Raw genomic sequence first — 11,572 nt, forward strand, 5'->3', positions numbered from 1 at the left:
CGCAGATGTGCGCTAATGCATATAATTTTAACGGCTATTTCCAGTTTGCTCAATCTATACGCAAAGAAGTTTAGATGTCCAGATGTATTGACGGCTATTGTAACAATGATTACTCTGGTGCCTGACTTTTCACCGGCTCAGCCAGGAACTCCTCAATATGACGCGTAAACAGGCCACCATCGCAGTGCGTAGCGGATTAAATGACGACGAGCAGTACGGTTGCGTTGTCCCGCCGATTCACCTTTCCAGTACCTATAACTTTACCGGTTTTAATGAGCCGCGAGCCCATGACTATTCACGTCGCGGCAACCCGACGCGTGATGTCGTCCAGCGCGCGCTGGCTGAGCTGGAAGGAGGGGCTGGTGCAGTGCTGACCAATACTGGCATGTCGGCGATCCATCTGGTGACTACGGTGTTCCTGAAGCCTGGTGATTTACTGGTGGCGCCACACGACTGTTACGGCGGCAGCTATCGTCTGTTTGACAGTCTGGCGAAGCGCGGTTGTTATCGCGTCCTGTTTGTCGATCAGGGTAATGAGCAGGCACTCAAGGCGGCACTGGCGGAAAAACCGCAGTTAGTGCTGGTGGAAAGCCCGAGTAATCCCCTGTTACGCGTGGTGGATATTGCGAAAATCTGCCAGCTGGCGCGTGAAGCTGGCGCGGTGAGTGTTGTGGATAACACTTTTTTAAGCCCTGCACTGCAAAATCCACTGGCATTGGGCGCCGATCTGGTGTTGCATTCATGCACGAAATATTTAAACGGTCACTCTGATGTGGTGGCTGGCGTAGTGATTGCGAAAGATCCTGAAACGGTCACTGAGCTGGCATGGTGGGCGAATAATATTGGCGTAACCGGCGGCGCATTTGATAGCTATCTGCTGTTGCGTGGCCTGCGTACTTTGTCACCGCGTATGGAAGTGGCACAACGTAATGCTCAGGCGATTGTGGACTATTTGCAAACCCAGCCGCTGGTGAAAAAACTGTATCACCCGTCACTGCCGGATAATCAGGGGCATGAGATTGCCGCGCGCCAACAAAAAGGTTTTGGCGCGATGTTGAGTTTTGAACTGGATGGTGATGAGCAAACGCTGCGTCGCTTCCTGGGCGGGTTGTCGTTGTTTACGCTGGCGGAATCATTAGGGGGAGTTGAAAGTCTGATCTCCCACGCCGCAACCATGACACATGCGGGTATGGCACCAGAAGCGCGTGCTGCTGCCGGAATTTCTGAAACGCTGCTGCGTATCTCCACCGGTATTGAAGATGGCGAAGATTTAATTGCCGACCTGGAAAATGGCTTCCGGGCTGCAAACAAGGGGTAAACATGAGTGTGATTGCGCAGGCAGGGGCGAAGGGTCGTCAACTGCACAAATTTGGTGGTAGTAGTCTGGCAGACGTGAAATGTTATTTGCGTGTCGCAGGTATTATGGCGGAGTACTCGCAGCCTGACGATATGATGGTTGTTTCAGCTGCAGGCAGCACCACTAACCAGTTGATTAGCTGGCTGAAGTTAAGCCAGACCGATCGTCTTTCTGCGCATCAGGTTCAGCAGGCGTTACGCCGCTATCAGAGCGAACTTATTAGCGGCTTATTGCCGCCAGACGTGGCCGATGGGTTGATCGGCGCGTTTATCAACGATCTGGAGCGCCTGGCCGGTTTGCTCGACAGTGGCGTGAACGATGCGGTCTACGCCGAAGTCGTAGGGCATGGCGAAGTGTGGTCGGCACGCCTGATGTCTGCCGTGCTTAATCAGCAGGGGCTGGAGTCGACCTGGCTGGATGCGCGTGAGTTTTTGCGTGCTGAGCGCGGCGCTCAACCGCAGGTGGATGAAGGTCTCTCTTACCCATTATTACAACAACTGCTGGCTCAGCATCCGGGCAAGCGCCTGGTAGTGACCGGTTTTATCAGTCGCAGCAATGCGGGCGAAACGGTATTGCTGGGGCGTAACGGCTCTGACTACTCTGCGACGCAAGTCGGTGCGCTGGCGGGTGTTTCCCGGGTGACCATCTGGAGCGATGTCGCCGGGGTATACAGTGCGGACCCACGAAAAGTGAAGGATGCCTGTCTGTTGCCATTGCTGCGTCTGGACGAAGCCAGCGAACTGGCTCGTCTGGCCGCTCCGGTTCTGCATGCCCGGACTTTACAGCCGGTTTCTGGCAGCGATATCGACCTTCAGTTGCGCTGCAGCTATACGCCGGATCAGGGATCGACGCGCATTGAACGCGTGCTGGCTTCCGGTACCGGAGCGCGTATTGTGACCAGCCATGACGATGTCTGCCTGATTGAATTCCTGGTTCCAGGCGGCCAGGACTTTAAGCTGGCGTATAAAGAGATCGATCAGATTTTAAAACGCACACAGGTGCGTCCGCTGGCGGTTGGCGTGCATCCCGATCGCCAACTCCTGCAATTTTGCTACACCTCAGAAGTCGCTGACGGCGCACTGAAAATTCTTGATGAGGCCGGTTTACCTGGCGAGCTGCGTTTACGTCAGGGGCTGGCGCTGGTGGCGATGGTTGGGGCTGGCGTGACACGCAATCCGCTGCACTGCCACCGTTTCTGGCAGCAACTGAAAGGTCAGCCGGTAGAGTTTACCTGGCAGTCGGAAGAGGGCATCAGTCTGGTTGCCGTACTGCGTACCGGTCCGACTGAAAGCCTGATTCAGGGACTGCACCAGTCTATCTTCCGCGCAGAAAAACGTATTGGTCTGGTGTTGTTCGGGAAGGGGAATATTGGTTCTCGCTGGCTGGAACTGTTCGCCCGTGAACAAAGCACGCTTTCTGCACGTACTGGTTTTGAGTTTGTGCTGGCAGGCGTGGTGGATAGCCGCCGTAGCCTGCTGAACTATGAAGGACTGGATGCCAGCCGCGCATTAGCCTTCTTCGATGACGAAGCAGTGGAACAGGATGAAGAGTCGCTGTTCCTGTGGATGCGCGCCCACCCGTATGATGATTTAGTTGTGCTGGACGTGACCGCCAGCGAACAGCTGGCGGATCAGTATCTGGATTTCGCCAGCCACGGTTTTCACGTTATCAGCGCCAATAAACTGGCGGGAGCTAGCACCAGTAATAAATATCGCCAAATTCACGATGCCTTCGAGAAAACGGGTCGCCACTGGTTGTATAACGCCACCGTGGGTGCCGGATTGCCGATCAACCATACCGTGCGCGATCTGATTGACAGTGGAGACACCATTTTATCGATCAGCGGGATCTTCTCCGGCACGTTGTCGTGGTTGTTCCTGCAATTTGATGGTTCTGTCCCGTTCACCGATCTGGTGGATCAGGCGTGGCAGCAGGGTCTGACTGAACCTGACCCGCGCGTGGATCTTTCTGGTAAAGATGTGATGCGCAAGCTGGTGATCCTGGCGCGTGAGGCGGGATACGATATCGAACCAGATCAGGTACGCGTGGAGTCACTGGTGCCTGCGCACTGTGAAGAAGGCTCCATTGATCATTTCTTTGAAAATGGCGATGAGCTGAACGAGCAGATGGTACAGCGTCTGGAAGCCGCCCGTGAAATGGGGCTGGTGCTACGCTACGTGGCGCGTTTTGATGCTAACGGCAAAGCACGCGTCGGTGTTGAAGCGGTGCGACCAGAACATCCGCTGGCGGCGCTACTGCCGTGCGATAACGTGTTCGCCATTGAAAGTCGCTGGTATCGCGATAACCCGCTGGTGATTCGCGGACCGGGGGCGGGTCGCGATGTGACTGCTGGCGCTATTCAGTCGGATATCAATCGCCTGGCGCAACTGCTGTAGTTTTGTTGCCGGATGACGCTGAGTTTATCCGGCCAGTGTGATTGTTAGGCCGGATAAAGATGTTAACGCATCTTATCCGGCGGGCAGCTTCGCTATTCGTGAGCTGAAAAGACCTCTTTTGCAGCGAAAAGGCCATTCAGCGCGGCTGGAAAACCTGCATATACAGCCATCTGCATTATCACCTCAATGATCTCTTCCTGCGTTAATCCAACATGCAGAGCAGCGGCAATGTGTACTTTCAACTGTGGCGTCGCGTTGCCAAGAGCGGTTAATGCGGCGACGGTCGCAATTTCCCGACTGCGTAAATCGAGTCCCGGTCGGGAATAGATATCACCGAAAGGAAATTCGAGCAGATAGCGGGCGAAATCTGGCGCAATATCTTTCAGGCTTTCCAGCACTGCGTCGCCGCTTTTGCCATCCACCTGTTGCAGCATTTTTTGTCCGGTAATATAGCGTTCTGAAAACATGGTTTATCCCTCGTTTGTCTGGTATATGACGTGAGGATAGGTTGTGGGCGTTTCTATAGATAATACCGTTTTCGTGATACCTTTTCGGTATGACAACCCAACCGCTTAATTCTCTGGATATCCGCCTGCTACGCTATTTCGTCGTGGTAGCGGAAGAGAACAACATGAGCCGTGCGGCACAGCGCCTGTTTATGTCGCAGCCTCCGCTCAGTCGCCATATTCGCCAGCTTGAAGTTCGCCTGGGGGTGACGCTTTTTACCCGTCATAGCCGTGGACTCTCGCTGACGGAAGATGGGTTGCGTGTACTGGAGATGGTTCGCCCGCTGCTGACGCTACAGGACACAACCTATCTTGCGTTGAGCCAACTGGCGAAAGCGGATGGGCAAGCGCTACGACTGGGGTTAAGCACTGCGTTTGAGCAAGGTATATTTGCATCGTTTGAGTCGCATTTGGTTGAGCGTGTCGAGACGCTGCACATTGTACGTCACGCGTCGACCGAACTGGTGCGGCAGGTACGCCGGGGTAAACTGGATGCTGCGCTGGTGGCATTACCGCTGGAAACGGCGGGGGTTACGGTGACGGATTTACCCTGGCATGAGCCGCTGATTGCCGCGTTGCCAGCCTCCTGGCCAGAAGCGGCTGAGAAATCGCTGTCACTGAGGACGCTCAATCACAGGCCGCTGTTCTGGTTTAAGAGAGAGCGTAATCCGGCCTTTTTCGACTATACCCACCAGATATTCAGACGCGCAGGTTATTCTCCTGCCTGCATTGAAGAACCTCTTGAACATGATGTTTTGTTAGCCCGAATTGCGCATGGCGATGGCCTGAGTATTCTCCCCGCCTCTTTTGCGGCTATTCAGCGTCAGGGCGTGACTTTTTGCCCGCTGAATGGCTGTGATTTGCGTATCAACACTGGTCTGGTGATATCACCAGGGCAGGAAGATCGCCTGAAATGGCTCCCGGCGTTGATAAAATCTCTTCTGCCAGCAAACCAGAATGAATTTATTTCACCTTCGCTGAGTATTCCTCACCTTCCACAATGATTTTTCAGTTGACGTCACTGCGCTTTTCCGTCATTTTTACATCTAGACGTCTAAACGTATAGCAGTTCACAACACAACATATAACGACAAAAGATTGATGAGGTAAGGTATGAGCTTTTTTCACGCCAACCAGCGGGAAGCCCTGAATCAGAGCCTGGCAGAAGTGCAGGGTCAGATTAACGTTTCGTTCGAGTTTTTCCCGCCGCGCACCAGTGAAATGGAGCAAACCCTGTGGAACTCCATCGATCGTCTGAGCAGTCTGAAACCTAAGTTTGTTTCCGTCACCTATGGTGCAAACTCGGGTGAGCGTGACCGCACGCACAGCATTATTAAGGGAATTAAGGATCGCACGGGCCTCGAAGCGGCTCCGCACCTGACCTGTATTGATGCTACCCGTGATGAGTTGCGCACTATTGCTCAGGATTACTGGAACAACGGTATTCGTCATATTGTTGCTCTGCGCGGTGATTTGCCGGCAGGTGGTGGTAAGCCGGATATGTACGCTTCTGATCTGGTGACCTTGCTGAAAGATGTCGCAGATTTTGATATCTCAGTTGCGGCTTATCCGGAAGTGCATCCTGAAGCGAAAAGCGCACAGGCTGATTTGCTCAACCTGAAGCGTAAGGTCGATGCCGGAGCGAACCGCGCGATCACCCAATTTTTCTTTGATGTGGAAAGCTATTTGCGTTTTCGCGATCGCTGTGTGTCTGCGGGGATCGATGTGGAGATTATCCCGGGCATTCTGCCGGTTTCCAACTTTAAGCAAGCGAAAAAATTTGCTGACATGACTAACGTTCGCATTCCGGCGTGGATGTCGACAATGTTTGATGGCCTGGATGACGATGCCGAGACCCGTAAGCTGGTGGGGGCGAATATCGCCATGGATATGGTGAAGATTTTAAGTCGTGAAGGGGTGAAAGATTTCCACTTCTATACCCTCAATCGTGCGGAAATGAGCTACGCTATTTGCCACACGCTGGGTGTAAGACCGAATTAAACAGATGCCCCAGCCCTCTACGGAGGGCTTTTTATTGATCATTTTGATCTACATCTCTGTAACTTAAAATATAAAAGGAATTAGCTATCGAATCTGTGGGTTATTTCGACTATATCTTATCTCTGGTGGTGTATATCGTAGTCAGAACACTGTAAAGGGAGCATATAGATGAGCATGTCCGACGATAACCATAACGCATCAACTGCCGGTAAGTGTCCTTTTCATCAAGGCGGTCACGACCAGAGCGCGGGAGCAGGAACGAGCAACCGCGACTGGTGGCCTAATCAACTCCGTGTAGATCTGCTGAACCAACATTCCAACCGTTCGAACCCACTGGGTGAGGACTTTAACTACCGCAAAGAATTTAGCAAACTCGACTATTCTGCCCTGAAAGGGGATCTCAGAGCCCTCCTGTCCGAATCTCAACCGTGGTGGCCCGCTGACTGGGGCACTTATGCCGGTTTATTTATCCGCATGGCATGGCACGGCGCAGGTACCTATCGCTCTATTGATGGACGCGGTGGAGCGGGTCGTGGACAGCAGCGTTTTGCACCACTGAACTCCTGGCCGGACAACGTGAGTCTTGATAAGGCACGCCGTCTGCTGTGGCCAGTTAAGCAGAAATATGGTCAGAAAATTTCCTGGGCTGATCTGTTTATCCTTGCGGGTAACGTAGCGCTGGAAAACTCAGGTTTCCGTACCTTCGGTTTTGGTGCTGGTCGTGAAGACGTCTGGGAACCGGATCTTGACGTAAACTGGGGTGATGAGAAAGCCTGGCTGACTCACCGCCACCCTGAAGAGCTGGCAAAAGCGCCATTGGGCGCGACCGAGATGGGGCTTATCTATGTAAACCCGGAAGGTCCGGATCACAGCGGTGAGCCGCTTTCTGCAGCTGCAGCTATTCGTGCGACATTCGGCAACATGGGGATGAACGACGAAGAAACCGTAGCGCTGATCGGTGGTGGTCATACGTTGGGTAAAACTCACGGTGCAGCACCTGCGTCACATGTCGGGGCCGACCCAGAGTCAGCACCGATTGAAGCACAGGGTTTAGGCTGGGCCAGCAGCTACGGTAGCGGTGCGGGCGCAGATGCTATCACGTCTGGTCTGGAAGTGGTCTGGACGCAAACACCAACCCAGTGGAGCAACTATTTCTTCGAGAACCTGTTTAAATACGAATGGGTACAAACTCGCAGCCCGGCTGGTGCCATCCAGTTTGAAGCGGTTGATGCGCCAGAAATCATTCCTGATCCGTTTGATCCGTCGAAAAAACGTAAGCCGACGATGCTGGTCACCGACCTGACGCTGCGTTTTGATCCTGAGTTCGAGAAAATCTCTCGTCGTTTCCTTAACGATCCGCAGGCGTTCAACGAAGCTTTTGCCCGTGCGTGGTTTAAACTGACGCACCGTGATATGGGGCCGAAAGCGCGTTACATTGGACCGGAAGTACCACAAGAAGATCTGATTTGGCAGGATCCGCTGCCGCATGCGTTCTTCAACCCAAGCGAAGAAGATATTCTTAACCTGAAGGCGACCATCGCGGCATCCGGACTTTCCGTAGGCGAGCTGGTATCGGTGGCGTGGGCTTCGGCTTCTACATTCCGTGGTGGTGACAAACGTGGCGGTGCTAACGGTGCTCGCCTGGCGCTGAATCCACAACGTGGTTGGGATGTGAATGCCACTGCTGCACGTGTTCTGCCTGTGCTGGAAGGTATCTATAAATCTGCCCATACAGCCTCGTTGGCCGATATTATCGTGCTGGCCGGTGTTGTCGGTGTGGAGAAGGCAGCAAGTGCAGCGGGCGTCAGTATCACTGTACCTTTTGTTCCAGGCCGCGTGGATGCGCGTCAGGATCAAACCGATATTGAGATGTTTGAATTGCTGAAGCCGATTGCCGATGGCTTCCGTAACTATCGTTCCCGTCCTGACGTATCAACCACCGAATCGCTGCTGATTGATAAAGCGCAGCAGCTGACGTTAACCGCACCGGAAATGACCGTGCTGGTGGGCGGTATGCGTGTGCTGGGAACCAACTTTGATGGTAGCCAGCATGGCGTCTTTACCGATCGTCCTGGCGTGCTCAGCAATGATTTCTTCGTCAATCTGCTGGATATGCGCAACGAATGGAAAGCGGTGGATGAGTCGCAAGAACTGTTTGAAGGGCGCGACCGCCTGAACGGTGATGTGAAATACACCGCTACCCGCGCCGATCTGGTATTCGGTTCTAACTCGGTACTGCGTGCACTGGCAGAAGTTTATGCTTGCAGCGATGCCCACGAGAAGTTCGTGAAGGACTTTGTCGCGGCATGGGTGAAAGTGATGAATCTGGACCGTTTTGATCTGCTGTAATCTCAACGTCTAACACTTCAGCGGCTGCTTCCCGGCAGTCGCTGAAGTTTTTTTGAGGCGTATATACCGGTCATACTTCAAGTTGCCGGTGTGTTGGCTACATTCAGAAACCCCAGTCACATAGTTATCTATGCCCCTGGGGATTTCTTCCTTTGCCGCCTTCCTGCAACTCGAATTATTTAGGGTATAGTACATAAAGGAAACGTCACTCTACGGGATTTATCATGTCTGCCTCAGGAAAGAGCAACCCACTGGCTGTCAGTGGTCTTCTCGTTCTCACTCTTATCTGGAGTTATAGCTGGATCTTCATGAAGCAAGTCACGAGCTATATTGGCGCGTTCGACTTTACATCTCTTCGCTGTATTTTCGGCACCCTCGTCTTATTTCTTGTTTTGCTCTTGCGTGGTCGTGGATTAAGACCGACGCCGTTTAAATTTACCCTGGCGATAGCGTTGTTACAGACCTGTGGCATGATCGGACTGGCGCAATGGGCGCTGGTCAGCGGCGGGGCGGGAAAGGTCGCCATCCTCACTTATACCATGCCATTCTGGGTGGTGATCCTGGCGGCGTTGTTTCTGGGGGAGCGGTTTCGACGTATGCAATATGCGGCAATCGGCATTGCCGCTGTTGGACTGGTGCTGGTGATGCAACCGTGGCAGCTTGATTTCACCTCGATGAAAAGTGCGTTGCTGGCGATCCTTTCCGGTGTGAGCTGGGGGGCGAGCGCAATTGTCGCCAAGCGAATGTACGCTCGTCATCCCAGGATTGATTTGCTCTCACTCACGGCGTGGCAAATGCTGTATGCCGCGCTGGTCATGAGCGTCGTTGCCTGGTGGGTGCCCCAACCGGAAGTTAACTGGCAACCTATTGTCTTTTGGGCACTGGCCTATAGCGCCATTCTGGCCACTGCGCTGGCCTGGAGCCTGTGGTTATTTGTGCTGAAAAATCTTCCTGCGAGCATTGCCAGTTTAAGTACGCTGGCGGTGCCAGTATGCGGTGTGCTGTTTTCCTGGTGGTTGCTTGGTGAAAATCCAGGACCGATTGAAGGCGGCGGCATTGTGCTGATTGTACTGGCGTTAGCGCTTGTGAGCCGGAAAACGCAGGCGGATGGAAAATGAAGAGACAGGAAGGGCATTCAAAAAGACTCCCGGCGTGAGCCGGGAGTCTTGGTCAGATTTTATTCCCATTCCTGCAGATAACGCTGACCGTACTGGTCTGCCACCAGCAGGGCGGCATAAACCTGATCGGGTGTCGCACCGCCAGGCATGTTGTGAATTGTTTCGCCCTCGGCACAGGCTGCTTGTGCCACTATGCGCATTTTGGCTGGAATATCCTGTTTGATGTCCAGCTGCGCCAGCGTAATCGGCAGACCAACGGAATGACACAATGCGGCGACGGTTTCAATTTCTTCTACCGGTGCGTTTTCCAGTACCAGTTGCGTTAGCGTGCCGAAAGCCACTTTCTCTCCGTGGTAGTAGTGATGTGCATCCGGGATTGCCGTCAGGCCGTTATGGATTGCGTGCGCGGCAGCCAGACCACCGCTTTCAAAACCGACGCCGCTCAGATAGGTGTTGGCTTCTACGACGCGTTCCAGTGCCGGGGTAACCACATGCTGCTCGGCGGCAAGCATGGCTTTTTCGCCTTCTTCAATCAGCGTGTTGTAGCACAGTTCAGCCAGCGCCAGCGCAGCCTGAGTACACTGACCACCCGCCATCGTGGTGGCGCCACTGCGTGAACAGGCGCGTGCTTCAAACCAGGTCGCCAGCGCATCACCAATACCCGCAGCTAACAGACGCGCCGGTGCGTCCGCCACAATTTTGGTGTCAACAATAACCCTGTCCGGATTGTTGGGCAGCAGCAGATAGCGATCGAATTCGCCAGCATCGGTATAAATCACGGACAGCGCGCTGCATGGCGCATCGGTTGAAGCAATGGTTGGCACAATGGCGACGGGCACGTCCATAAAGTGAGCCAGCGCTTTCGCGGTATCCAGCGTTTTACCACCGCCAATACCGAGAACCGCGCCACACTTCGCTTGTTCAGCCACACCGCGCAGGCGGTCGATTTCGTTTTGTGAACATTCACCGCCAAATGGCACGATTTCCAGTGATAAACCGGCATCATGGAAGCTTTTTTCTACAGCGGGTTGTGCAAAACCTAAGACAAACTTGTCCCCAACGACCAGCCAGCGTTCTGCCAGTGGTTTGAGATAGCTGCCAAGACGGGTAATAACATCTGCCCCCTGGATGTACTTACCAGGTGATTGAATTATGCGATCCATACTTTAATCCTCTTCACAGGTTGATGTGACCAAATGCGTTGTTCCAGTCCTGCTCAAACTTCTCTATTGCTGACTCTACCGCAGGGGTGTTGAGCATTTGTTGCGCTACATCTAATGGCAGGGTGATTGCCTCACATCCTGCCAGTAAGCAATCCAGTGCCTGACGTGGCGTTTTAAAACTGGCTGCCAGCACCATGCTGTTTGGTGCATGCAGCTCCAGCAATGTTTGCAACTCCTGTACAGTGCGGATACCGTCGCCGCCCTGAGCGTCAATACGGTTAACATACGGTGCGACATATTTTGCCCCGGCCAGCGCTGCCAGCAGTCCCTGCGCCGCGCTGTATACGGCAGTGCCGAGTGTTGTAATGCCTTCTTTTTTCAATTGTTTGATAGCTGCGAGACCTTCGGAAGTGACCGGAATTTTCACCACGATGCCCGGTACCGCGTTGCTCAGGCGTTTGGCTTCTTTCACCATGCCATCCGCATCCCGACTCATCGTCTGGGCAAACAGAACGCCATTTTCGCCAATGGCCTTTTGCAGGCGTGGCAGTACGTCCCAGATGGGCTCTTTACCTGCCGCCACAATGCTCGGGTTGGTGGTCACACCTGCGATAGGGAAGATGCGGGCCAGACGTTCAACTTCCGCCACGTTGGCGGTATCCAGATACAGTTCCATATAAAT

The 11,572-nt window shown here is 53.6% G+C and carries 9 protein-coding genes; 6 read left to right on the forward strand and 3 right to left on the reverse strand.

The genetic code is table 11. The annotated features are described in order from the left end of the window. Positions 1–157: 157 nt before the first annotated feature. Positions 158–1,318, forward strand: coding sequence for a cystathionine gamma-synthase (gene metB, locus LG384_RS00885; protein WP_045449327.1), 1,161 nt, complete (start codon positions 158–160; stop codon positions 1,316–1,318). 2 nt (positions 1,319–1,320) lie between these two features. Beyond that, complete coding sequence (metL, locus tag LG384_RS00890) at positions 1,321–3,753, forward strand: bifunctional aspartate kinase/homoserine dehydrogenase II (protein ID WP_045449329.1); 2,433 nt, start codon at positions 1,321–1,323, stop codon at positions 3,751–3,753. A 92-nt stretch (positions 3,754–3,845) separates the two neighbouring features. Here the strand turns inward: metL and LG384_RS00895 are convergent, their stop codons facing one another. Next, a complete protein-coding gene (locus LG384_RS00895; RefSeq protein WP_045449331.1) occupies positions 3,846–4,220 on the reverse strand; it encodes a carboxymuconolactone decarboxylase family protein in 375 nt (124 codons plus the stop codon). 89 nt (positions 4,221–4,309) lie between these two features. Here LG384_RS00895 and LG384_RS00900 point away from each other — a divergent pair, with 89 nt between their 5' ends. The 4 genes from LG384_RS00900 (at position 4,310) to LG384_RS00915 (ending at position 9,727) form a co-directional block, all read left to right on the forward strand. Beyond that, complete coding sequence (locus LG384_RS00900) at positions 4,310–5,263, forward strand: LysR family transcriptional regulator (protein WP_045449333.1); 954 nt, start codon at positions 4,310–4,312, stop codon at positions 5,261–5,263. A gap of 109 nt (positions 5,264–5,372) precedes the next feature. Beyond that, a complete protein-coding gene (gene metF / locus LG384_RS00905) occupies positions 5,373–6,260 on the forward strand; it encodes a methylenetetrahydrofolate reductase (RefSeq protein WP_045449335.1) in 888 nt (295 codons plus the stop codon). Between the two features lie 168 nt (positions 6,261–6,428). Continuing rightward, a complete protein-coding gene (gene katG / locus LG384_RS00910; RefSeq protein WP_048223404.1) occupies positions 6,429–8,609 on the forward strand; it encodes a catalase/peroxidase HPI in 2,181 nt (726 codons plus the stop codon). 224 nt (positions 8,610–8,833) lie between these two features. Beyond that, positions 8,834–9,727 (forward strand): DMT family transporter, encoded by an 894-nt coding sequence (locus LG384_RS00915; RefSeq protein WP_045449339.1) that lies wholly within the window; start codon positions 8,834–8,836, stop codon positions 9,725–9,727. A 59-nt stretch (positions 9,728–9,786) separates the two neighbouring features. Here LG384_RS00915 and LG384_RS00920 read toward each other — a convergent pair whose 3' ends face one another. Then, positions 9,787–10,890: a glycerol dehydrogenase gene (locus LG384_RS00920; protein ID WP_045449341.1), complete on the reverse strand. Its 1,104-nt coding sequence runs from the start codon at positions 10,888–10,890 to the stop codon at positions 9,787–9,789. Between the two features lie 13 nt (positions 10,891–10,903). Next, the gene (fsa, locus tag LG384_RS00925; RefSeq protein ID WP_045449343.1) at positions 10,904–11,566 is read right to left on the reverse strand and encodes a fructose-6-phosphate aldolase; all 663 of its coding nucleotides are present in this window, start codon (positions 11,564–11,566) and stop codon (positions 10,904–10,906) included. Positions 11,567–11,572: the final 6 nt, after the last annotated feature.

The sequence above is a fragment of the Citrobacter sp. Marseille-Q3906 genome, assembly GCF_916618775.1.
In the GTDB taxonomy this organism is placed as follows: domain Bacteria; phylum Pseudomonadota; class Gammaproteobacteria; order Enterobacterales; family Enterobacteriaceae; genus Citrobacter; species Citrobacter murliniae.